The organism is Chitinophaga silvatica (genome assembly GCF_003419895.1).
GTDB lineage: Bacteria > Bacteroidota > Bacteroidia > Chitinophagales > Chitinophagaceae > Chitinophaga > Chitinophaga silvatica.
Window position 1 is genome coordinate 492,639 of sequence record NZ_QPMM01000001.1, and the last position, 26,047, is coordinate 518,685.

Annotated in this window: 17 protein-coding genes; 16 read left to right on the forward strand and 1 reads right to left on the reverse strand. The window is 39.4% G+C overall.

Going from position 1 to position 26,047, the window contains the following annotated elements; translation table 11 throughout:
- Positions 1 to 5: 5 nt before the first annotated feature.
- The 4 genes from DVR12_RS01895 to DVR12_RS01920 all read left to right on the forward strand — a co-directional run bounded on the left by DVR12_RS01895 (position 6) and on the right by DVR12_RS01920 (position 7,813).
- Complete coding sequence (locus DVR12_RS01895) at positions 6 to 911, forward strand: sugar phosphate isomerase/epimerase family protein (protein ID WP_116973754.1); 906 nt, start codon at positions 6 to 8, stop codon at positions 909 to 911.
- Between the two features lie 28 nt (positions 912 to 939).
- Positions 940 to 2,520: a beta-N-acetylhexosaminidase gene (locus DVR12_RS01900; RefSeq protein WP_116973755.1), complete on the forward strand. Its 1,581-nt coding sequence runs from the start codon at positions 940 to 942 to the stop codon at positions 2,518 to 2,520.
- 703 nt (positions 2,521 to 3,223) lie between these two features.
- Entirely contained in the window at positions 3,224 to 4,192 is a 969-nt protein-coding gene (locus DVR12_RS01910) for a hypothetical protein (RefSeq protein ID WP_116973757.1), read from the forward strand.
- A gap of 936 nt (positions 4,193 to 5,128) precedes the next feature.
- A complete protein-coding gene (locus DVR12_RS01920; RefSeq protein WP_116973759.1) occupies positions 5,129 to 7,813 on the forward strand; it encodes a class III lanthionine synthetase LanKC N-terminal domain-containing protein in 2,685 nt (894 codons plus the stop codon).
- Between the two features lie 93 nt (positions 7,814 to 7,906).
- On the opposite strand, the gene DVR12_RS01925 is transcribed toward DVR12_RS01920, so the two are convergent.
- Entirely contained in the window at positions 7,907 to 9,316 is a 1,410-nt protein-coding gene (locus tag DVR12_RS01925; protein WP_116973760.1) for a hypothetical protein, read from the reverse strand.
- 138 nt (positions 9,317 to 9,454) lie between these two features.
- Here DVR12_RS01925 and DVR12_RS01930 point away from each other — a divergent pair, with 138 nt between their 5' ends.
- The 12 genes from DVR12_RS01930 to DVR12_RS01985 all read left to right on the forward strand — a co-directional run bounded on the left by DVR12_RS01930 (position 9,455) and on the right by DVR12_RS01985 (position 26,046).
- Entirely contained in the window at positions 9,455 to 10,498 is a 1,044-nt protein-coding gene (locus DVR12_RS01930) for a glycoside hydrolase family 2 TIM barrel-domain containing protein (protein WP_116973761.1), read from the forward strand.
- A gap of 135 nt (positions 10,499 to 10,633) precedes the next feature.
- Complete coding sequence (locus DVR12_RS01935; protein ID WP_116973762.1) at positions 10,634 to 11,227, forward strand: RNA polymerase sigma factor; 594 nt, start codon at positions 10,634 to 10,636, stop codon at positions 11,225 to 11,227.
- A 149-nt stretch (positions 11,228 to 11,376) separates the two neighbouring features.
- Complete coding sequence (locus DVR12_RS01940; RefSeq protein ID WP_116973763.1) at positions 11,377 to 12,390, forward strand: FecR family protein; 1,014 nt, start codon at positions 11,377 to 11,379, stop codon at positions 12,388 to 12,390.
- A 2-nt stretch (positions 12,391 to 12,392) separates the two neighbouring features.
- A complete protein-coding gene (locus DVR12_RS01945; RefSeq protein ID WP_116973764.1) occupies positions 12,393 to 15,464 on the forward strand; it encodes a TonB-dependent receptor in 3,072 nt (1,023 codons plus the stop codon).
- Between the two features lie 13 nt (positions 15,465 to 15,477).
- Positions 15,478 to 16,686 (forward strand): DUF4876 domain-containing protein, encoded by a 1,209-nt coding sequence (locus tag DVR12_RS01950; protein WP_158563182.1) that lies wholly within the window; start codon positions 15,478 to 15,480, stop codon positions 16,684 to 16,686.
- A gap of 12 nt (positions 16,687 to 16,698) precedes the next feature.
- On the forward strand, positions 16,699 to 18,252 hold the full coding sequence (locus DVR12_RS01955; protein ID WP_147323393.1) for a DUF6850 family outer membrane beta-barrel protein: 1,554 nt from the start codon (positions 16,699 to 16,701) through the stop codon (positions 18,250 to 18,252).
- Between the two features lie 10 nt (positions 18,253 to 18,262).
- Positions 18,263 to 20,473: a HEAT repeat domain-containing protein gene (locus DVR12_RS01960; RefSeq protein WP_116973767.1), complete on the forward strand. Its 2,211-nt coding sequence runs from the start codon at positions 18,263 to 18,265 to the stop codon at positions 20,471 to 20,473.
- A gap of 10 nt (positions 20,474 to 20,483) precedes the next feature.
- Positions 20,484 to 22,706: a HEAT repeat domain-containing protein gene (locus DVR12_RS01965; RefSeq protein WP_116973768.1), complete on the forward strand. Its 2,223-nt coding sequence runs from the start codon at positions 20,484 to 20,486 to the stop codon at positions 22,704 to 22,706.
- Between the two features lie 95 nt (positions 22,707 to 22,801).
- The gene (locus tag DVR12_RS01970) at positions 22,802 to 23,416 is read left to right on the forward strand and encodes a DNA alkylation repair protein (protein ID WP_116973769.1); all 615 of its coding nucleotides are present in this window, start codon (positions 22,802 to 22,804) and stop codon (positions 23,414 to 23,416) included.
- A gap of 67 nt (positions 23,417 to 23,483) precedes the next feature.
- Positions 23,484 to 23,885 (forward strand): hypothetical protein, encoded by a 402-nt coding sequence (locus DVR12_RS01975; RefSeq protein ID WP_116973770.1) that lies wholly within the window; start codon positions 23,484 to 23,486, stop codon positions 23,883 to 23,885.
- A gap of 202 nt (positions 23,886 to 24,087) precedes the next feature.
- Positions 24,088 to 25,020 (forward strand): AraC family transcriptional regulator, encoded by a 933-nt coding sequence (locus DVR12_RS01980; protein ID WP_116973771.1) that lies wholly within the window; start codon positions 24,088 to 24,090, stop codon positions 25,018 to 25,020.
- Between the two features lie 75 nt (positions 25,021 to 25,095).
- Entirely contained in the window at positions 25,096 to 26,046 is a 951-nt protein-coding gene (locus tag DVR12_RS01985; RefSeq protein WP_116973772.1) for a bifunctional helix-turn-helix transcriptional regulator/GNAT family N-acetyltransferase, read from the forward strand.
- Position 26,047: the final 1 nt, after the last annotated feature.

A 26,047-nucleotide genomic window follows, 5' to 3' on the forward strand; every position in this document is an offset into this window, starting at 1 on the left:
CGATTATGAATAGAAGAGATTTTCTTACCAAAGGTAGCTTTGCACTTGCCGGTCTATCTTTTACTTCCCGGTTATACGCTATGAGCGTATCTAAGCCAATATTAGGGGTACAGCTTTATTCTATCAGGGATGATATGAAGAAAGACCCTGCCAATACGCTGAAGCAGTTATCGGCAATGGGCTATAAATATGTAGAACATGCAGGATACAGAAACCGCCAATTCTATGGTTATTCGGCAAAAGACTTTAAGAAACAGTTAGATGATCTTGGCCTGTTAATGCCAAGTGGCCACACTGTTTTAGGGAAACAGCATTGGGATGCAGCCAAAAAAGACTTTACCGATGAATGGAAATATACTGTAGAGGATGCCGCTGCAGTAGGTCAGCATTATGTGATAAGTCCATGGTTGGATGAATCATTGCGCAATGATTATGATAGTTTCATGGCTTTCATGGATATTTTCAATAAAAGTGGCGCCTTATGTAAGCGTTCCGGAATGAAGTTCGGTTATCATAACCATGATTTTGAGTTTAGTAAACAAATAAACGGTAAAAAAATATTCGATCTGATACTTCAGAGTACAGATCCGACTTTAGTTACCCAGCAGTTGGATATAGGTAATATGTATCATGCTGGTGGGGTTGCCTTAGATATTATGAAGCAGTATCCGGGCAGATTTGAGCTGATGCACGTGAAAGATGAAATAAAAGCTGCAAAAGGTGGAGAAATGGGGCATGAATACGAGAGCACAGTACTTGGGAAAGGAATAATTCCGGTGAAGGAAATATTAGAGGTAGGAAAGAAGAATGGAACAAGATATTTTATCATCGAACAGGAATCCTATCAGGGGCAGGCGCCTATAGATGCTGTAAAAGATGATTTAATCGTAATGAAGAAATGGGGATTTTAATATCCCCATTTTTTTATCATCTTGTGGAATGAAAAAAATATTTCTTACTGCTTTTATTAGCCTATCCACAATGGCTACAATGGCTCAAAAAAGTTGTCCGGTTATTCCTCAGCCGCAACAATCAAAACACCTCTCAGGAGCCTTTACTTTAAGTGAACAAACAGTTATTCAAATTCAGGACACATCATTTTACGGCCAGGCTAAATATTTGCAACAGTGGATGCTGAATATGTATGGAGTAATGTTGCCAATAGGAAGGGCCAATAAAACAAGTACAATCCGACTTGAGAGGAAAAATGGTACCGGAAAACCTGATGCCTATACTTTGACGATGTTGCCCAACCAGGTAACGATAGGATCTGCCAGCGCAGAAGGGATCATTAATGGAATTGCAACCTGGATCCAGCTGTCGGCCTCCGGGAATTATCAGCAACATCAGCTACTGATAGACTGCTGGTCGATCACCGATGCTCCATTATACACCTGGAGAGGTTTATTATTGGATGAATCCCGCTTTTTCTTTGGCAAAGAAAAAGTAAAGTCAATTTTGGACTGGATGGCCATTTATAAACTTAATCGCTTTCATTGGCATCTGACGGATGCACCAGGGTGGAGACTAGAGATCAAACAATATCCATTACTAACTACGGTGGGAGGAATTGGTAATCATCATGACAGTAAAGCTCCGGCCACCTATTACACGCAGGAAGATATCAGGGAAATTGTAGTTTATGCTGCACAACGTGGTATTACTATTATTCCGGAGATCGATATGCCAGGGCATGCCAGTGCATCCAACAGAGCTTATCCGGAGTTTGATGGAGGAGGAACTGATAAATATCCTCAGTTTACCTTCAACCCGGGAAAAGAATCTACCTACCAATATTTAAGCAATATTTTGAAAGAAACCAGACAATTATTTCCAGGGGGTATTATTCACATAGGAGGTGATGAAGTTACTTTTGGCAATGCAGGCTGGGATAGCGACACAGGAATTATTCGCTTAAAAGCTGCGCAACAATTAAAGACAAGAAAAGAAGTGGAAGACTACTTTGTGCAGCGTATGGCCGATACAGTTATAAAACTAAACAGTAAGGTTATGGCCTGGGATGAAGTAGCAACAGCCTCTTTGCCGCCAGCTAATACTATTGTTACCTGGTGGAGACAGGAAAAACCAGAGAATCTGAAAATGGCTTTGGACAAAGGATACCAGGTGGTTTTATGTCCGCGTATTCCTTTTTATCTCGACTTTGTTCAGGATAGTACACATAAAATTGGACGTAGATGGAATGGAGGATATAATGATCTTAAAACAGTTTATAATTTTGATGCCAATCAGTTGCCTGTTGTGTCGCAGCATGCTGGCCAGATCTTAGGTATTCAGGCTTGTGTGTGGACGGAAACCGTACAAAACAGTAAGCGTCTGGATTTTCTACTGTTTCCAAGAATAGCGGCAGTAGCAGAAACAGCGTGGACTAATCCTTCTCAAAGGAATTATAATGATTTTGTAGTCAGACTTAAAGCGCATTTAGGATATTATGAAAAGGAGCATCTTTATTATTTTGATGCAGATCATCCGGAGAAGCATAAAGAGAATGGGGTAAATTAATTAAACAAAAGAGTGCGGGAATAATTTCCGCACTCTTTTTTAATAAACATTATTTTTTAGATGTATCATTAATATAAAAATAGGTGATGAAAAAAATTAGAATGCAAGCATTGTTAATTATCTTATTAATAGATTTTATATTAACTTTTCTCATAGTGAAAATTTCAATTTTTACTATGAAACCCTATATGCAGGAGATGTATGACAAACTTACAACTACTGATTATAAAGGGGTAATTAGTATGGGTGAAATATCGATGTTAATGTTGGTTCTGAACATAAGGTTTTTAATTGGGTTAAGTGTTTCCTCTTTATTAATGCTTCTTTTTTTACTGAGATTAAAGAAATACTATTGGGAACTATTGTTCTCATATTTAATATTGTTTGTTGTTCTTGTGGCATTGGTAAGATTTACCCATTGAAAGAAGAAAGTAATACATATTTTATCGGAGAAATGATACTACCTATGAAAATTGAAACCGTAAATTTTAATACTATATTTATCGAGTTTTATAAAATACAGGATATTGTATTTAAACCTTAAAAAAATAGTTAATTTTCGTAGCATGTAACTGTTTTTGCATTACGCATTGTATTTGTTGATTCCCTGGAGCATTGTTCCAATAATTATTGAATACTATATTACCTATACTTTTAAAGCACTAAAAATTATTACAGTTGAAATAAATTAAATGATCATTAAATGAAAAAATTATCCCTATTAGTTTGTCTTTTATCCCTTTTCTGCTTTAAATCAATTGCCCAGTCACCAAACCTCTATGAACGTACAATAGTATTTCCTCCAAACTATGCGGTTGGTGATTATGTACAGTTCCTTTCTGTTGCACCATATGGCGCTTGGGCAGGAGGATATTATGAAGTATCAATTGCCTATACACGTGGAAACGTTGCAGCTGCATCAACGCATATAGTTAGCATATCCCATTCAAATCCATCGCTTTGGAGAGAAGCCGGGAAAATAAACAGTAATCCTTATGCCTCTGGAGGGCAAACTAGTTTTACTGTGGATATAAATACTGCTTATACAGCTGCGGCACTACGTATCAGGGCAACAGCGGTAAGTGGCGTAACAACTGATACTCTTCGACTTTTTGTGAAAGTGCGTTCTGTAGGCGTCACTTCTTCATGGACGGCGCAGAATATCACTGGTAATGATATTAATCCGTTGCCTTTGGCTCCAATGACTGCAGAATGGAATTTGTGGGTAGGTAATCCATTTTTTGCTACTGCAGCTAAAGTGGCTATTAAAGCAGATGTAAATGGAAATGTAGGGATTGGAACATTAAATCCTCAGTCGTTGCTCTCAGTTGCAGGTACCATTACTGCACAGAAGGTGAAAGTTACATCTACTGGCTGGCCCGATTATGTATTCGGAAAAGACTATAAACTACCAACTTTACAGGAAGTAGAAAAACATATTCTGGAACATGGCCACCTGCCTGGAGTACCGTCTGAAGCTGAGGTGAAAAAGAATGATGTAGACCTTGGCCAGATGAATGAAATATTGCTGAAGAAGATTGAAGAACTGACGTTGTATCTGCTTCAAGAGAAAAAAGAGAGCAGTCTGCAATTTGAACAATTAAGAAAAGAAAATGAATTGTTGAGGAAGGAAGTAGAGGAATTGAAAATCAAACAACAGGTACATGAATAATGATCCTGTTGTTAATACTTTAAATTATATCAATAAATTGAATTTACATGGCCCAAGAATCTTTTGCAACAAGACTTTCAGCCATTTGGATAGGAGCTCTTTTTTTCTGGCTATTGAAAGGGTTTAAAGGGAAATTATCAGACGAGATTTCGGATCATGAAATCCGGAATATGTGGGTAGGATATTTAATATCTATAGTTTCTCTTTTTATAATAATATTTTGTATTTTATAAAAACCAAAGTATTTATATTATTGGATTTGAATGAAGATAATATTACTCTGAAGCTGCACCTGGTTGTGTCTGTAAAAAAGATGATAAACAGCTACGCCTCTTAAAGGCTTAAATATTAAACAATGTATTTGGATAAGCGCAACTTTCAACTGATACCATTTATTTCAATAATAATTATGGTCATTATCACGTGGTATAGTTTTTTTTTGAATGAAGTATCTCCAATAGTAAAACATAAAATAGCTTTAGCACTTATTATTGTAAATCTGATAATTTATTTTGTCAATTCCCGTATAGCTATTGCCTGTACGGGTTTAATTCTCATTTTGCTGATACTAAATTTCATTAGTGTAACTTATGAAACCAATACCCTTTCTTTTTTCCTAACCCTTGGAAAGCTGGAGATCTCGACACCTGATATTCAATGGATACCATTTTTAGTATTAGTTGTATATCTAATTCTAAATTTTAAAGTTGTGAAGTCCTTTTTTAAGTGAGTGAAGTTTTTGATGTTATCTCCAATTAACTGATCATCAACCGTTCTACCTTTTTTTTTCAAATTTTCCCCATTGCCGTATTGTAGCAGTTCCTTCTGTTAATTTAGAGACGCTATGCCGACTCAATGTGCCCTAATCAGAAACCCTCAATCAAATTAACTATATACGCAGGTCTTTGCCTGCACTTAATCTAAAAACTTCAAATAATGCAGGACACCTCAGGTAACTATCAACTATCAGAAATCTCAGCCAAGTTTAAAGAGTTTGTTGATTATAAAACCATTCTGGAAGAATTTGGTTTGACCTGTACCGATGCCGAATATTACTGGCAGGTTGGAGAAATTGATGCGGTTCAGGGTTGGATATTGCATTTATCCTGTGTTCGTGCCCAAACCCAGGAGCTTTTCCGTTTGGTAATTCCCGAATTGGTAAATGATGATGTACCATTTCGTTTAGTTAAGGATAGTGAAACTGCCAAGATGATTGATTATGCTAATTTGGGCATTGAGAGGATGGGAAAGATAATGTCTATCTATCCAAAACAACATACTGATATTGTATTACTGGCGCATAAACTGATTATATTAACTTCGGCATTTAGAGGCCCTGCAATCCTTACAGACCGAAAGTTGGGTGGAATAGTATATACGAGATATGGTAGTTATAATGGAATACGTAACAAAGAGAATCCGGCAGACCTTAACAGATATATTTATAGTCCAAGCGGTGAATTAGTGCCGGATGAGTATGCGATTCCATTTGCAGTACCCCAGCATTTAACCTGGCCATTTGAAGCTATTACAGACCCATACCCTAAACCGTTACCTAAGCTTTGGAATAATGCCTATAAGCCACTTTTTGTAGTAAGACAAAACGTTAAAGGATCTGTGTTTAAAGGAATCTACATGAAGTCTTTCCTCAATGTAAAATATTGCATTATCAAGGAAGGAAAAATGGGTATGTGGGAAGATGAATGGGGTAGAGACATACAGGATAGATTACAATGGCAATATGATCTGTGTAAAGATCTGAGCAATGATATTCCCTTCCCTAAGATTTTCGATCTCTTCAAAATGAACGATGATATGTATCTCGCTATGGAGTTCATAAAAGGGAAATCAATAGAAGAGATCGTGATAGCAAGTTACATGGGGAAAAGCTGGTCGGAACTTCCGAAGGCAGACAAACTTAAATTATGTGATTATCTGATAAGGATAGTTAATATAATTAAAAAATTTCACGAGCGTGGGTATGTGCATCGGGATATTAGCGGACAGAATTTTATGATTGATAAAAAAGACAGGATTAAGCTAATTGATGTAGAACTGGCATACTCATATAAGGATAACAGACCAGATCCTGCATTTAAATATGGATCAGATGGATTTGTATCTCCAGAGCAAGATGCGCATCAGGTACCAACAGTATATGAAGATATTTTTGCAATTGGAGGATTAATCACGTTAGTGTTGACAGGTATCCACCCCAATAAATATAATAAACTGCATAATACATATACCAAAGAACAATTCCTGGCAGTAAATAATGATGAAGGGTTAGCCGAAATAGTTGGAAGAACACAATTGTTTGAACCCACATCCAGGCCCGATATAGATGAAATTATACAGGAATTAAATAGATTTTACGCAGATGTAAAAGCACAGAAGGAATTTCCAAAAATTAAAGTAAACAGGTTGGATGATGAAACACTCACCACAATGATCAATAATGGAATTGAGGCATTGGGAACGGAGTCTTACAGTGCTCCGGATGCTAAATGGCACTCTCCTTTAATCATTAATGATGGTGGATTGGGTGTTCCACAAATGAGAAGAAGTTATTTGCCGGCGATGTATAATGGGATGACAGGTATAGCTTATCTCACAACTTTTGCAGCGGCGTTGGACTACGATATTTCACCAGTGGCCAACATTTATGAAAACTCGCTTGCTCATTTAATTAAAAAATATTCTACAGAGAAGAAAGAACTGGCTGTAGGGCTTTACGGTGGCTGGTCAGGAATTGCCCTTACCTTCCTTGAAGGTATGAAAGCGGGATTAATACCTGCAGATGAAGCCAATGTGGGTATGATTGCAAAAGCTTTTGAAAATATTTCTGAGTTTACAGATTTGAATAGTGGAGTAGCCGGACAGGGAGCAGCACTTTTGCAATGTGGTGAATTATTGGGAATGGAATCGATCCGGCCGCTGTTGGATCATTATGTGAAAGTGTTACTGGAAACGCAGCAAAGTGATGGAGCCTGGTATGGAATGCCGGGAACACCATTCGATAAATTAAAACATCCAGGGCTGGCAGTGGGGGCAGGAGGAATTGTTATTTTCCTGATGGCCTACACAGCGAGATATCCGGATGAAAAAGTTACCGCAGCTGCCAGAAAGGGCCTTTCCTGGATGATTAGCCAGGCTAAAAAGGGAAAAGATATTTATACGTGGGATTCATTAAAAGATGATGTTTGGATCAAACGTTATTGCAGAGACATTGGAATTCCTGGTATCGCACTTACTTTCATTTATGCCTATACGCATTTCAAAGATCCATTATATAAAGAAGTTGCAACGGGCTCATTGTTAGGCATCAATGCCCAACCTGTTTTAATGGATTCAACTATTGGAACAGGACTAGCCGGTTTGGGAGATGTATATCTGGAAGCGGTAAATGCATTTGGTGAAGACATCTGGCAGGAAAGAGCCGATTGGATTGCCAATCTGCTTAAATCTACCCATGTATATTCACAGGATAAATCAAAATACTGGATTACAGGTATTAATCCTGATAGTCCGGCAGAACTGATGACGGGATTCAGTGGGGTATTGTATTTTCTGCTTAAATACAAGCACGTAAATATGTTTAACAATCTTCTTTTGCCATAATATCAGTCTCGGCTCTATTTGTTGATGGGGGATCTGTTTCTGTTCTCAGAAACGATCCCCTTTTTTTGAGTTTAACATGGCATTTACAAATGACTAGCGCAATTGCCGTAATTTTTCGATCATTAATAGCATAAAACTTAAACAAATGATCATTGGAAATACCTGATATCTGAATACTATAGGAGAGGCAAGAATACTAAAGCCGCAATTGATAACCAGTAAAACAACGATTAGCCAGAGGGATTTATTAAATAGATGATCTGTAGCTAGTTTATGTCTGTTGGAAATCCAGCTTCCCAGTATTATTGCTCCGAATAAATTGATGGCCATAAAAATGGCAGGGAATAACAACAGTATTTTATCCTGGATAGTCCATGATATTGCGCGTACTTCCTGGCTGGGGTAATGGAACCAATTTGTTACCGAAGTTGGTACCATATTGGATCCCAGATTGTAAACCTTTAGTTTCTCCAGTGGAGGTAAGAAGTAATTGAGCGTATTGGGAAGTAAAAAATACCTGCTGAAGGCAATAGGATGATTTTTGATCAGGGAAGTGCCATAGCTACCATATACGGGTGCAACTGCTCCCCAGCTTTGAAATCCCCCTGTAGTATCAATAATTGTCTGAGATTTTTCTGCCAGGAAGGATTTTAATGGGGCATATGGGTATTTAATATAAAATGCTCCATCCCATGGACTGACATGCTTTAATTCTTCAGGAATACTATCGAAGTAGTTTCGGACAACTTTATGGAATTCTTCAGTTCCGGCAGGAGGTGCATCTGTAGCATTAATAAATGGATACATATAAAATGCATTGTTGGCTATTTGCCAACCACCAAAGACAGAGAATTGTGCATGCCCGGTTAATGTCTTAGCTGTATTGCGGGTATGTATTACAAAAGCACCTATTAATATTATGGGTAAAAGGATACCGGTAAGTTTCCAACCCATGCTTAATTTGCTAAGTGCATAGGCAATAATAGTAATCAATGGATAGTACATAGCATTATATCGCAATGTAAATGCCGCACTTATCAATAATGCATGTATAAATACCAGTGTTATGGTTGGTCGGTGAATTAATTGAAGCAGCTGAGTGGCCCAAAACAGGCTAATAGCAAGAAATAGGGAATCGCTGGAAATATAATTACTCAGATAAAGATGAAGCGGATTAAAGAACAAGCAAATAAATAAGGTATTGATTATCCACCTGGCAGGATGAAAATAGGTAGAGAGAATATGTAAAAAGTAGAAAACAGCACATTGTAGCACTAAATATTGAAATACTACTACTGCTGTATCTGAGGTGGTAATCAAATGAAACAAGGCAAGGAATTTTGAATAACCGATAGGCCAGATACTAACATCTATTCCGCTTTGTGCAGCATTGATATAGCTGAATGAATCCGAAAAGTAATCGGCATATGGGTAAAGGAGTTTGAATAGCGTAATCTGCAGAATACTGGCCAAAAGGGCAATAATAAGATACTTGCGGTTCATATGCGGTTTATTGAGGGGTGGTAATTGGTATATAAAAGGAGTTGGCTGCCTATTGTGGTAGCAGATATACTAACGTTGTTGGCTTTCCTGGTCTTTAATTCACGTATAGCCCTACTATTAATATACAAAATATACGTCATGAAATCTCTGTTTTATTGTTTTTTAATTCTAATCTCAAAACCGATTTACGCACAGGAAATCTGGTCTGTAGAGCAGGCCAATAATTGGTATCAGCAGCAACCCTGGATTACAGGTGCTAATTTCCTTCCTTCCACTGCGGTTAATCAGCTGGAGATGTGGCAAGAAGAAACTTTCGATACCGCTACAATTAACCGGGAGTTGGGATATGCCGCAGCTATTGGATTTAACACCATGCGTGTTTATTTACACCACCTGGCCTGGTTGGAAGATAGTACAGGATTTAAAAACAGAATACACCAATACCTGGCTATTGCGGAAAATCATGGGATCAAAACCATCTTCGTGTTTTTCGACGATTGCTGGAAAGACCATTATACTCCCGGGCCTCAGCCTCTCCCTATCCCTGGTGTTCATAACAGCCAGTGGCTCAAAGATCCAGGCAGCCTGATAGATCAGCAACCCGCGTTAATGGATACACTGGAAGTTTATGTAAAAGATATTATGTCCACTTTCCGAAACGATAACCGTATCCGTATCTGGGATTTATATAATGAACCAGGTCACTTCGGACATGGCGATAAAAGCTGGCCCCTGCTCCGTAACGTAGTTGCCTGGGCCAGAAGTATACATCCTTCCCAACCAATTACAATTGGCCTCTGGAACCCAAATTTTACTGCATTTAACGAATTTCAGATAGCCAATTCAGATATTATCACTTTCCATAATTACAGAGATACGGCTTCCATGCTTTCTGCTATAGATACACTACAATCCTATAACCGCCCTCTTATCTGTACAGAATATATGAAACGCCCCAATAACAGCACTTTTGCTACCCATATGCCTTTGATGAAAGCTAAAAAAGTGGGCGCAATCAATTGGGGATTGGTGGCTGGTAAATCACAAACCAATTATCCTCAAGGCAATAAAGGAGGGGAGCCCGTACCTGAACTTTGGTATCACGATATCTTCTACCCGGACGGAAGACCCTTTAATAGTGATGAAACAACCTTTATTCTTAAGATGAATACAAATCACTAAATCGATTTTTCCTAATTTCTAAAAAAAATTTCCCGTATTTATAAACACTCTCTTCGTTAGGTTATTATTTTTGTTTCATTGTTACCATCCTATGTTCACCCTGTAAATTATCAACGCAGGTTATCTTTAATGTGAATGGATCAGAATATCAACCAAAAATGGCTGTCGTTTAAAGAAGGGAACCAGCATGAATTTCAATGGATCTACGATAATTATTATCCGCATCTGTTAAATTATGCTCGCCGCTTCGGAAACGATACGCTATTATTGGAAGAATGTATTCAGGACCTATTCGTCAAACTGTGGCTAAATCGCGAAACATTAGGCAACCCAGTATCAATTAAACATTACCTATTTAAGTCTTTCCGCCATCTGCTTTACAATAAACTGGCCGGAAGAAGGAAACTATTGCCAATAGGAGGAAGCGACAACTTTCTACATTTCGACCTTAGCGTAGCACCTATCGAATTTAAAAACGAAATGAGTGAAAGAATGCAAGCCATGCTTAAAAAATTGACTCCCCGACAACAGGAAGCTATCTTCCTCTTCTACGTAGAAGATATGAGCTACCAGGAAGTAGCAGAGGTCCTGAATATGCAGGTTGGTGGAGCCTATAAACTAATTTATAGAGCATTGGACAGCCTTAAAGCTAATTCTGAATTGTATTTGCTTACTATACTTATCTCAACCCTCCGACTTTTATCCAACCCTGTATCTACCGAAATATAGGGTAAACGTTAAGCTGCTTTAATAACTCCAATTTCTTAATGCATTGATATGCAGCATTTTTCCTGCAATGAAAATTTTTTTTTCACCCGTGGGATAAAATGGGCTAATGCAACTGTATATCTATTAAAATAAAACCCGCCAGACTAGCTATGGGGATTAAAGACTATCAGCAATACGAATTGGCCGACTTCCTGGCAGACGAAGATTTTAAAAACTGGACTAACGGGAACACCGTAGATCTACAGCTCAATGCCCATTGGGAGAAGATTAAAATACAGTTTCCTGAAAAGGCTGTAATAATTGAAGAAGCAAGGGGTATGGTAAATGAACTACGATACCTGCCGGTTTTCCCTTCGGCGGAGTCACATCAACGTGTCTGGAATCAGATTAATAAGAATATAGAACAATCAATACCACATATCAATTCTGTTAAATGGTTCCGCTTTGCCTATAGATATGCTGCAGCTATTGTTGGTTTGGGTGTACTAACAGTTGGACTTACCTATTATAATAAACAACAGGCATTTATTTGCAAAACCGGTTTCGGTAAAGACACTACTTTCTTCCTGCCGGATGGCTCCAAAGTTATGCTGGCCGCTAACTCTGAAGTTATTTACCGAACCCCGAAAAACCCGAATCAATTAAGAGAAATCTGGTTAAAAGGAGAAGCATACTTCGATATACTACCCGTTGCTCATAATAGCTTTACTGTACATATAGACGGAGGCGTTGATGTAAGAGTACTTGGTACAGCCTTTCTGGTAAAGAACCGCCATGGACAAACCAGCGTATCTCTCGATAACGGTAAAATTCAGGTACAGATGCCGGGAGTAGCTCAACATCTTCTTCAACCAGGCGAAACAGTGGTTGCTGATACAAAAGCAAGAGTGATCACCAAACAAATTACTAGTCCGGCTGAAACACGGGAGTGGAAAGGTCATAACATCCTGTTACAGGAAACAACTGTAAAGGAAATCATTGCAATGTTTAAAGATTACTATAACAAGGAACTGATTATTTCTGACCCAATACTTTTAGAAAAGAAAGTGGATGGAATGCTGCCTTCAAATAATGAAACACAAGCCCTTAAAGCCCTTAGCGTGATTTTGAATGCAGAGATAACAGTACAGGATACCATAATACAGCTTAAAGTAAGAAACTGATAATGATAAAGAAATACGCCTATGCCTTCATTAGTTTTGGTTTGCTGACTTGTAGCTTACAAGCAGCTCAAGCTCAGTTTCAAACATCTCTATACGAAGCAAATGAACAGCAAACTATCTTCCTGGTAGATGCACTGAAAAGAATTACTCAGGAATGGAATACCCGTTTCGTTTATGAAAGCAGCCTGGTTAGAGAAGTAAAAGTAACCTATAACTGGAGAGACCTTCGTAAAAGCAATGCCGAAAATGTACTGCAGGCAATCCTAACACCTAAAGGACTGGTACCTGTTAATATAGGTGATAACTATTTCTCCATTATTAAGCTAGAACGTAATAATTCTCCACAACATAGTACCGTTAGTAATGTTAGCCTACTCATTCCTGCGGATACGATTCCGATTGCACCTGCAGCAATTAAAAGTTCATCTGGGGCTATAACAGGAAGGGTTACTGAAAAGAGTTCGGGCCGCCCGGTTATCGCCGCAAGTGTGAGCGTTCCGGAACTTGGATTATTTACAGTTACTGATACAACCGGAACTTTTTATTTTAAAGAAATTCCATTAGGTAAGGTCAGAGTTACCATTCAAAGTCTTAATACCGTACCCTCTGAAACTACGGTAATAGTAAATACTCCGCAGGTTTATAAACTAAGTCTGGAACTCGATAAACAAGCGTTGGCACTAAAGGAAGTACAGGTGGTTGCAAGTGAGAGTCGTGCCGGTAGTGCTACTGCCTCACATATTTCGCAAACAGCTATTGAACATTTACAGGCCACTAGTCTGGCCGATGTAATGCAGTTATTACCCGGTGCTTTGGCCAAAAACCCGGATATGTCGAAGGTGAACAGATTTGCAATCCGACAGATATCTCCTGATAATATGGGTAGTTTGGGAACCGCAGTAATTTTAAATGGTGCTCCTTTATCCAATAATGCAAATCTCCAATCACTTAATACAGCTAAAAGCGGTGCTTTGGCCGGTTTTGAAACCAGTTCAGGTGGCGGAACAGATTTAAGACAGGTATCTGCAGATAATATAGAATCAATTGAAGTGATAAGAGGTGTGCCTTCTGTAGAGTATGGCGACCTTACTTCTGGAGCAATCCTTGTTAAAACAAAAGCTGGTCCGACTCCCTATCACCTGAAAGCACGTATTAACCCAACGCTTACACAAATGTGGCTGGGCAAAGGATTTGCGCTGGGCGAAAAATATGGAAGTCTGAACCTGGATGTTGACTATACCAAATCATATAGCGATCAGCGGTATGATTATAACGCTTTTAACCGTGTAACTATTAACGCTTTACACTCCAAGAAATTTTTCAAAAACCAACCATTATTCGCAACAACCGGTTTTACATTCGCTACCAACCTCGATAATCAGAAACAAGACCCTGACGATTATGCACAGAAAATAGTGCGCCGATCAAAGGATATGGCCTTCAGATTTAATACCTCTGGTAAATGGAGCCTGCAACGGAAGTTTGCCAGAATGCTGAATTATACACTGTCGCTGAATTACAGTGTACAGGATGGGTTTTATCAGAAGCAAATCGGAGGAGGTATTACACCACTTATCAACTCCATGAAGGATACTACCATGTATTCCAGCTATTTGCAGAGTGAATACTTATCTAAATACTGGATCAACGGCAGACCTATGAATGCTTTCGCTAAAGTTACCAATAGCTTTTTCGGAAAAACAGGAGTATTCAAACATAGAGTATTGATGGGGGCTGAATGGAAGATGGATGCAAACTTTGGGGATGGAAAAACATTTGACCTGAATCTCCCTCCAGCTATTGGTAGTGATGGTAGCGTTACAAGACCCCGCCCGTTTAAAGACATTCCTGCATTGCAGCAATTATCTGCCTATGCAGAAGATAGAATTACTGCTAACTTTTTGCAACGCCAACTTACGATTCAGGCAGGTTTAAGATATGATCAGGTATCAAAAACAGGAGGGGTGTTATCACCTCGTGTTAATCTGGCTTATCCTCTGATGCCTAAGTTGTATTTAAGAGCGGGAGTTGGTATCACAGCTAAATCTCCGTCTTTATTATACCTGTATCCTGAGAATGCCTACTTCGATTATATTAATCTGAATTCCTACAGCGATGATCCCTCAAAAAGGGTAATGATTGCTACTACCAAGGTATATCAACCAGCTAATGAGCAGCTGAAAATGGCGGTTAATAACAAAAAGGAAATTGGCTTCGATTGGCAATTCGCAGATAATAAACGTCTTACTATCACAGCTTATCACGAGAAACTGAAGAATGGTTATAGTTTCTTAACCACGTTCAATTCTATTAATGTAATGCCTCTGCAGCTTTACAAGGTTGTAAATAATGGTGGTCAGCAAAGTGTTGAAACTGGTGCTGTGATTAATAGGATGCCTGCTTATGATATGCCGGTAAATGATGCGCTAAATACAAATAAAGGAGTTGAATTTGATTTAGACCTTGGCCGTTTTGAGGCATTACGTACCTCTTTTGTTTTCAATGGTGCGTATATGAACTCACAGAGCATCAGCACCAATTATTATATACTGAAAGGAAATCCTTACAGGGCCGGAGAAGTGGAGCCAGACAGGGTTGGAGTATATGCACCCGGCAGGGGAAAAGAAGATGAACAATTCAGCACAACGCTAAGAATGATTCACCATATTCCTCAGCTAAGGTTTGTAATTACATTATCTGCACAAACGCTCTGGGTTAGCAAAAATAAATACCTGAATTATGATAGTCTGGCTGTTGGATATATCAGTAGAACCGATGGAAGTATCAACTGGCTCAGCGAAGATGAGAGAATGCTGCTTTCGAGGAAAAACCTGGCCGACAGGGAAATTATTCTGCCGATTTCTCCTGCCAATTATATAACAGAATCCTGGAAGCCTTTATGGTTGTTCAATATGCGTTTAACAAAGGAGATTGGAAAGAATATTGGTTTCTCCTTCTATGCCAATAATGTGTTTATGAGTAATCCATTGGAGAGAAGCACAAGAAACCCAACTACCTATGATCGACGAAATCAACGATTATTTTTTGGAACTGAAATAAATGTCAAATTCTAAATCAAGAATGAGTATGAAAAGAATCCTTCAACAAGTGAGTGCCTGCATATGCGCTATGATTTTGGTGTTGAGCGCCTGCAAAAAAGACAGTCAAGCACCTACGGTAAATTATAATGTGAAAGTAAGTTACCCTGCTTCTTATACCAGCACGGTAGCGGTAGGAGTAAAGGTAACTTTAAAGAACTCTGTAACTAATACTACCTCCGTAGCAACAACGAATGCAGAAGGTGTTGCAACCTTTAACGGCATCTTACCAGGAAACTACCAGGTAATAGCGTCGAAAGACCTGACGGCTGAAGAAGCACTTAGTTTAACCGGGTATTCAACAGCTGTATATCTGAATGCTTCTGCTTTGAATCATGTAATTCAGATTGATGCAGCGCCGCTGGATTTGGTATTGAATGGATCGAAGGTAGGTGGATTGGTATTTAAAGAGGTATACTACGCCTGTTCAAGAACTCCGGGCGGAACCAACTATCTTATTGATCAGTTTTATGAAATCTACAATAACTCAACTGAAGTAGTGTATGCAGATAGTCTTTGTATTGCTGATGTTCACGGTAGTCCGGGCAACTCTGCTTCTTCAAAACCAACAGGTTTCCAGTCAGATGTAAACAATGTATATGTTCGTAATATCTGGATGGTTCCTGGAAATGGTAAATCACATCCTATTGAGCCGGGAAAATCTATCATCATTGCACAAACTGCAATTAATCATAAAACTGATCCTGCAGGCAATCCTAATTCTGTTGATCTCGGAACCGGAATTGCAGATTTTGAAGTTTATGTAAATGCTGCTGCTTCCAAGGATGTGGATAATCCGGATGTACCGAACATGATCCAGATCTATGCTCCAAATGCTGGCTTCTACTGGCAGACCTATGTATTCGGTGCGAGTATGATCATCTTTAAACATGCAGATCCGGCTTCTTTACCATTATTTACCGAACCAGGTACAACTTCATCAACTCAGCTGGCGCAGGTTCCTAATGCAAATGTAATAGATGCAGTAGAATTCCTGGCAAGTGCAACTGTTGGCGATAAGAAAAGAATTCCTGTTTCTCTGGATGCGGGCTTTGGTTATGCCGGAGGTACTTATACCGGTGAATCAATGGTTCGTAAATCAAAAGCAACTGGTACTAATGGTCGTCTTATTTACCAGGATACCAATAATACAACCGACGATTTTAAAGTAGTAGCGACTCCTACTCCTAAAAAATAAAACATAATTACATTGAAGCATATACGGATTATATTATGCTGTTGTGCGCTTTCATCGGCTGTCTATGCACAAAACGGGCAGCCGGTGCAACCGCAGCAAGTGACGTTGCTGAAGCCCTGGTTACAAACAGAGAATGCCAGCGGCTTGAAGTTGAGTAATGTGCCGGTTGCCGGGTATACTTATCTGGGGGCTAATCTGGAAAATGGAGATTTTAAAAAATCACAGCAGCCGGAAAAGGATAAACAATTCATGTTTCATTCTTCCCGCTATCAGCCATTGAAAGGAGGAGTGATTTATGGTAGCTTCAATTATGCTCAACAATACAGCGATAATGTGCGCTGGAATGATTTGCTGAACCCATACCGGGGAACTCCATATAACATGGTGGATTCTATTGGTGGCAACTGGAAAAAGCAATTGTTCGACATGGAAGTAAAAGCTGCCACTGGCCTGCTGGCCCATGAAAAGCTTGTTTTAGGTGCAGGTCTCCAATATAGTGTAGGTACCGGTGCGAGACAAAATGATCCAAGGCCTTTGAATAATTCGGGTGACTTCAACATCAAACCATCCTTAATCTATCTGTTAGGTAAAAAACATCAGATAGGTATTAACGGATTGTATGGTTTCTATAATGAAACTGTTTCTTTTGAAGTAAAGAATACAACAGTAACCCATAGCCTATATAAGTTATTGGGATTAGGACAATATGCTTCTCCTCCAACTATTTTATCTACCAGTGCAAACAGAAATTATAATGGAAAGCGCTATGGAGGCGCATTTCAATATAATCTTCAGGTTAATCGCTGGCAATGGTTAACAGAAGTTGCCTATACTTCCTATGAAGAAAATGTAACTGATGGTTCGGGACTCCCGGTTGCCGGCGGTACTTACAAACGTCAGGAATACGGAGGAACTTCTACCTGGCTATATACACCGGGAACCTTTGCTCATCGTGTTTCCGTGGGTTATCAAATGATTGATGGTAGTGGTATTGAGAGTCATCAGAAATTGATAGATGGATTCTGGAAAACCATACTTGAGGCTAAGTTCTATGCAGCTTCAGAAAGCAATGCCCGCCTGGAATATATGTTGGTGAAGAATAAAACAGCTTCGCAATATGCCTGGTATGCCAAAGCCGGAGTTTCCTGGAACGATGTAGAAAATAAATACCTGGTACCATATTCCCGCCAGCACTTTTCAAGTATACGCTATGATGTTACAGGGGCATATACCTGGAGCTTTGGTAAGTATAGTGGCCTGGAAGCTCAGGTATATGGTGCTTATCAATCGAACATCGACGGATATTTGAATTATTTACTTATGACTAGTGGTACTAATATAATTGCACAAAGAATGTTGTACCCTGATCACGATTATTATACAGCAAATATGCTTACTGCGGGTGCCGGTGTTCAGTATCATTTTAGCTGGAAAGAGGCTGCTGCTGCCCGTTTCTTTATTAAGCTGAATGGAATAACTACCCAGAGAACATCTGCTCCGTTGATTCCTACCGGCCCGGATGGAGGTCGCAACAGATTCGTATTTACAATAGGCGCTTTTTATTAAAAGATTTACAATGAAGAAACTCATTCTCAGCTTTGCCTGGTTATTTGCCTGCTCCCAACTATGGGCGCAAGCCCGGATCAATAAACCGGGTAAGCAATTTCCTACGGCAGTAGCTATAGTGATAGACGAACAAACATATATCCGTACGCAGGCCGATGTGGATGCCTACAAAGATATGTTGGAAACAAAAGAAGGGATAAGTGCCTACCTCATCATCAACCGATGGAATAATCCTGAAGAAGTTAAAACCATTCTTCAGCAACTACGCCACGAAAAACCTTTGCTGGAAGGTACTGTGTTAATCGGAAATGTTCCGATTCCTATGATCAGAAATGCTCAGCATATGACTACAGCATTGAAGATAGATGAGTTGAAATACGACCTCTATCGCAGTTCTGTGGCTTCCGACAGGTTTTATGACGATTCTCATCTGCAATTCAGATTTGTAAGTCGGGATACGAAAAACCCACAGCTCTTTTATTATGAGCTTACAGAAACCTCACCTCAGGTAATTCAATCTGATTTTTACAGTGCAAGAATTTGTCCGGGTCCTCATCCGGAAAATCAAAGTGTTGCCATCAGTCACTTTCTGAAAAAAGCAGTTGCAGCCCGGGTAAAGAAAGATGCGTTAGATCATTTGCTTACTTTTTCCGGTCCTGCTTATAATTCTGAGTCGATGAGTGCCTGGCTGGATGAGAATGATGCGTTGAAGGAACTATTTCCTTTAGCTTATCAAAGTCCTTATCAGCACCGGCATCTCAACTTCAGGATGGAAGATCATATGAAACCAAGACTATTGAGTGAGCTACAACGCAATAACCTGGATTTAGCCATCTTTACCAATCATGGTCTGGCTGCCCTGCAGCATGTGAATTCACTGAGTTCGACAGACGATATGGATGATGTGTTAGGTCATATGCAGCTGTTTATCCGTAGCGATTTCAGAAGAAGTGTAAAGCGTGGTCAGTCTCCAGACGCTGCAATAGCTGCTCTCACAAAAAAGTATAATATCACCGCTGCCTGGTTCGATAATGTTATTGGCAATGATTCGTTGAGAATTGCAGATTCCCTGGCAATTGCAGGAATGGATATTGTACCTGCTGATCTGGCAAAAATTGCAGTGAATCCTAAAGTTATGATCTTTAATGCCTGCGATAACGGGGCATATTATGAAGAACAGAACATGGCCAATTCCTATGTCTTTAATCCGGGGAATACACTCGTCGCCCATGCAAACACAGTGAATGTATTGCAGGATAAATGGCTGCATGAACAAATTGGATTACTGACGTATGGAGTACGTGCAGGTGTTTGGGCAATGCGTACCAATACCCTTGAATCGCAGTTGATAGGTGATCCTACATGGAGTTTCACAACTTCCGGTCAGGATCTTAATAAAGCGATTTTGTTTGATGGAACAAAACTGGCTACGTGGCAGGCGATGCTAAAGAGCAAGGACCCTAATACTCAATGCCTGGCCCTCAGTTCTATTTATCAGATCCAGGGTAAGGCAGCGGGTGATTTGCTGGCAAAGACTTTCAAAACATCTCTTTCTCCTAATGTAAGAATGCAGTGTCTTGCCCTGCTGGCCAATATAGGTAATGATACTTACAGGGAGATTCTGGAGCTGGCATTAATGGATAACTATGAAATGGTACGCCGTAAAGCGTCCGACTGGATTGCTAAAGACGGGAGCGACAGATTTATTCTTCCATTGGTCAGGAATGTAATAGAACGGCCAAACGATGAGCGCATAATGTATACCAACTATAAGGCTTTGGCACTTATGAATTGGGATAAAGTAAAAGCGGTTGTGGAAGCAGAAGTTAAAGCAGCCAATTTTATCTATGATAAAGATGCTTATCTCGAAAATTGGTTACAAAGAATAGCTAAAGATAAAGCTACCGCAGGAAAGGCTATTGTAAATATCCGTGACCGTAGTCAGAAAGACGCTACACGTTGGGCGGCTATAAGATCGCTTCGTAATGGCAACTACCATCTATATGTACCAACTTTAATCGAAGTTGCTAAAGATAAATCAGAAACCAACCAATACAGAACTGGCATCATTGAAGCACTGGGATGGTTTTCGACCTCCTACCAGAAAGATCAGATACTGGCGGCCTGCAAAGCTATCAGTGAAGATACTACCAATGATGAATCAATTGTAAAGGAAGCTATTCAAACGATTAATAGACTAACCAACTGGAATTTACACTAAAAACAAACTTATGACAGATATATATAAAAAATTGTCGGCAGGTTTGCTGATACTATCCTCATTTGCATCTACGTCGATTTATGCACAGCAAATTGAAGCACCCGGACTTAAAACAGCATCAACCTCATTTGCCATTGTAGTTGATGACGTGACACTCCAAAAATCCGGAGCTGCAATTAAGGCATACAAACAAGCCCTTGAAGCACAGGGATTGGCTACCTATATTGTTTCCAAAAAATGGGGGCAACCGGAGGAAATCAGAGCCGTACTCCAGAAGTTGTATAAGGCACCAATTAAGTTGGAAGGTGCAGTGCTGGTGGGAGATATTCCTGTTCCTATGATTCGTAATGCACAGCATCTTACCTCTGCCTTTAAGATGGATCAACGTCACGACTGGAAACGTTCTTCTGTACCTTCTGATAGATTCTATGATGATTTTGATTTGCAGTTCGAGTTTCTGAAACAGGATTCAATACAAAAAAATTACTATTACTACAATCTTAAAGCAACATCTCCACAAAATATCCAAATGGATATCTATACTGGTCGTATCAAACCACCGGTGCAAAAAGGTGAAGATATCTATGCAAAGATCAGTGATTACCTGATGAAGGTGGTTGCAGAAAAGAAACAGAACAATGAATTGAACGATGCAATGGTGTTCAGCGGTCAGGGTTATCACTCCGAGTCACTGAATGCATGGGCAGGAGAGCAGTTGGCATTGAAGGAACAATTCCCGCATCTCTTTGCATTTGGAAATTCAATTAAGTTCATGAACTTCAGGATGGCTACTTACATAAAGTTCAACCTGTTGTCTGAAATTCAGCGTCCGGAACTGGATATGGCATTGTTTCACGAACATGGAGATGAGGAAACTCAAATACTGAGTGCTTATCCTTTAGCTAATAATCCGCAACCTTCCATTGATAATATCAAACGTTTCCTGCGTTCCAAAATTCAAAGTGCTTCCCGTAAGAAAGGTGCAGATATCCAAAAGGTAAAGCAAGGATATGTAGAAAGCATGGGAGTGCCAATGAGCTGGATGGATGATGCCCTCGATCCGGCTGTTATGCTGGCAGATTCTATTAGCGATGCCAATAAGAATATAGTGATTGAGGATATGGTGAAAGTAGTTCCTAATGCCCGTTTTGTAATGCTGGATGCCTGCATCAACGGAGCTTTTCATCTTGATGATTATTTAGCCGGACATTATTCTTTTGGTAAGGGTAAAACCATTGTAACCATGGCTAACTCGGTTGGAGTAATCCAGGATCAGTGGTCGGATGAATTACTTGGGTTATTGCAATATGGAGTAAGAATTGGTAACTGGTTGCGTGAAACAGCTTGGTTAGAAACCCACCTGATTGGTGATCCTACTTTTGCATTCACTAATAATAATAAGGGAATACCAAATATTAATAATCTGATTGTAAAGAAAACTAATGATCCTGATACCTGGGTTGAAATGCTGAAGCGTAGCGAGCCGGATTTGCAATGCCTGGCTATGAAGCACTTATATAATATTCAGCATGAAAAGATTTCTTCAAATCTAAAAAATATATACTTCAGTTCTACCAGCATGATTGTAAGATTAGAAGCAATAAAATTGCTGCACAACTTCAATAATGCAGATTATCATATGGTATTAAAAGCTGCCATCAATGATCCTTATGAACTGACACGTCGTTTGGCTGCTACCTGGTTGGGCGATTGGGGTAGTGATGAAGCTGTTCCGGCATTGGTAAATCTTGCGATTGCAGACAGGCATTCACGTAGGGTTTCTTCTCAGGTGCGTAACTCGTTTGCTTTCATGAATCCAAAGACCGTTATTGACGAAGTGAATAAGCAAATATCAAATGATCACTACTTTGTTGATAGCAGTGAGTTTAGGACTAAGCTGATCGAAGATCAGTTGAGAACTGAAAAAAGCCTGAAAGATAATGTAAACGTAATGATGGATAAGTCTCAAAAACAAAAGGAAAGACTGTTCAACATCACAACTTTAAGAGCATATAATTACCATCAGGCATTTTCGAGTGCTATTCAGCTGGCTTCAGATAAAACTGAGGACGAAAAATTGCGTGTTGCTGTTATTGAAGCATTGAGCTGGCAGGAGCATTCGTATAAGAAAGCTGATATATTACAAATGTGTAAGAAATTATTGGCTGATGCATCAGAAAGCGCAGCAGTTAAAGAGCAGGTATTAAGAACGGAAGCCATCCTGTTACGATAGATCCTACTACTTCTTAGATGTAAGGGTTTATGAGCTATATGAATTTTTATTCCGAATTTTGGAACAGAAACTTATAGCATCATAAACCCTTTTTTATGTTATCCTCAATTATTGCTCCCTTAAAAGATTTGAAGCATGGCTTTAAGCCAGTTGTAGATGCAGGCAACAAAATATTGGCGAATGATGCGCTGATGCCATTGAATATAGCTATCTCACTAATGTCTTCCGGTGCTTATCAGGAAAGAAGTCTGGCGGTTTTTTTATTTGGAGAGATTGCTCCGCAGGAGCCTGTGGCTTTGGATTACCTGACAACGAAAGTCGTAGATGATCCGAGCTGGCAGGTACAGGAGATGCTGGCCAAAGCACTGGATAGCTATTCAGCGGCTATTGGATATGAAGCGGCGCTACCACAGATCAGGGAATGGATAAAAGCGAAGCATCCGGCCCTTAACAGGGCAGTAATTGAGGGGTTAAGAATCTGGACTTCAAGAAGTTATTTTAAAGAAAACCCGGAAGTGGCTGTAGGTCTTATTTCAAGTTTAGCCCCCAAACTCTCAAAGAAGGATAATGTGTATCTGACACGATCGGTAGGGAATGCATTGAGAGATATTAAAAAGAAGTATCCTGATTTGGTAAAAGATGCAGTGAGAAATTGGGATCACTCGGAAGTTGCTGTTCAGCAAGCATATAAGTTATTACAAAAAAAATAGTGGTTCAGATAAGTAACTCCTAAGCCTGGTTGTTCGTTTAAGTATTTTCAACCAAATAATTCCACTGATGAAAACAATTACCCAAGTACTGTTATTAGTAAGCATTGTTGTTGTTTCAAGTTGTAGAAAAAGGCATGTATACCCTGCGCCTCCCATTGGTAAATATGAATTAAGATCTGAATTTGCGGAAAATGGCCAATACGACTACCCGGCAAATAATGGAAACATACTTAGTTTTACTGGCAATAGAATTGAAATGTATGATAAAACCGGTCTTATAGATAAAGGTACTTTTGAGGTGAAATATGGGGAAGATGAATCCAGAGGGCAGGTTTCCCTGATTACAATTTCTGCCAGTGTGCAAAAAACAGCTATTTATCAGTTAAGCAGTGATACATTGAAGATGATAACTGATGCCGGAAATAATTTTGCAGGAGGAGGAGTGAAAACTTATGTAAAAGTCAATTAAAATAAAAAAAGTCATCCCGTAGAGGGGTGACTTTTTGCTTTACCAGGTGGATGTTAAATTCGTAAAGCAGGTTTCCGAGGCACAAAAGTGCTAAAAAGACACCTATCTCATTGTTAATTTTGTACTTATCTATAGCACATTTGTACCTGTATTTTCTGTGGCATTAGAAATTATGTTAAATTGGTTAAGGTAAAATACTGTTATGCCTGTAAAAAATTACTTGCAACAATTAGACCTTACGAATCCAAAATATCTGGAACGCTTAGTTGAAAACCGACGGATTTTCAATCTGAAGAATTGTGAGCTCAGTATATTTGAGAGCTATCAACAGGCCTACAGGATACCTTTAACTTTCAACGATTTTGTTATTACCAGCATGGTTCAGGGGAAAAAGATCATGCATTTATATGATAAACCTTCGTTCGAATACCTTCCCGGGGAAACGGTGATAGTACCGGCAAATGAGACCATGATTATAGATTTTCCGGAGGCAGATAACAGTACCCCAACTCAATGCATCGCGCTTTCTGTAGATGAAACGTATATACGAAATACCGTACATTACCTTAACGAATACTACAGACCAGGAGAGGGGGAGACCGCAAACTGGCGATTTCAGTTCGATAAATACCATTTTAATAACGATGCCGATTTGGCCGCGCTGATCAGTAAACTGGTGAAAATTTGCCGTAGTACTGAAGTGTCAAGAGATATTTTCGCTGATCTAAGCATGAAGGAACTTCTGATCCGGTTGTTTCAGAATCAGCAGCTACACCGGATTATTGAAGAGAAAGACTATAATAGTAACAATACCCGATTACATTTTGTACTGCACTATATAAATGAACACCTCACTGAAAATATTTCAGTGGATGTACTCTGTCGTAAGGCTTTCCTAAGCCGAAACCTTTTCTTTAAGTGGTTTAAAAACCAGTTTGGTCTTACTCCTCTGCAATATATTAACCGGGAACGCCTGAAACTGGCAAAACAACTACTGGCAAATACCAATTATAGCGTAAGCCAGGTTAGCGCTCAATGTGGCTTTAATGATACCAATTACTTCGTAAGGCTGTTCAGAAACTCCGAAGGAATTACCCCAGGAACTTACCAGGCTTTAACATCCTACCAGAAATAAAATCAAAATAAAATTTTTGAAATTTCATAAAATGCATACATTTACGTAATCAGTTACGTAATTAATTGTATTAAAATGGAATTCTTCAACAAAACAGGAAAAATGGCCATCGGAAGCCGACTACGCTTACTAACCGAACAAATAACCGATGACGCCGCCAATATTTATAAGGCTTATGGCCAGCAAATCCAGCCTAAATGGTTTCCTGTCTTTTTTGCCTTGTCAGAAAGTGACGCTAAAACCATTACCCAAATTGCAAAGGAAATCGGGCATTCTCATCCTTCCGTTAGTAAAATAATAAGAGAGATGACAAAAGCAGGCCTGATAGAGGAAGCTCAGCAGGAAACAGATGGCAGGAAAACAACTGTAAGGCTCTCTGCTAAAGGAAAAGAGAATATAGCCAGCATGGAAGATCAATATACCGACGTTGGTAATGCAATTGAAGAACTAAGTACCCAGGCCAATAATGACCTTTGGAAGGCGATAGAAGAGTGGGAATACCTCTTGGCCCAGCAATCGCTGTTCGACCGTGTTAAAGCCAAGAAAAAGGAAAGGGAAAGTCAGTATATTCAGATAGTTCCTTTCAGCAATGAATATCAGCAGGCATTTAGCGATCTGAATAAAGAGTGGATCAGCACCTGGTTTAAGATGGAAGAGTCAGATTTTAAGGCTTTAGATCATCCGCAGAGCTATATACTCGATAAAGGGGGATATATTTTTGTGGCATTATACAAGAACGAACCATTGGGTGTATGTGCCTTACAAAAGATGAATGATCCGGATTATGATTATGAACTGGCCAAACTGGCAGTATCCCCTAAAGCTCAGGGCAAAAATCTGGCCTGGCTGTTATGCCAGGCTATTATAGAAAAAGCCAGGTCTTTAGGCGCCCGTAACCTGTATTTGGAAAGCAATACCATTTTAGAACCAGCTATCAGACTATATCATAAATTAGGGTTTAAAAAGGTAGCCGGGCGCCCTTCTCCATATGAACGTTCCAACATTCAGATGGAATTAACACTCTAGT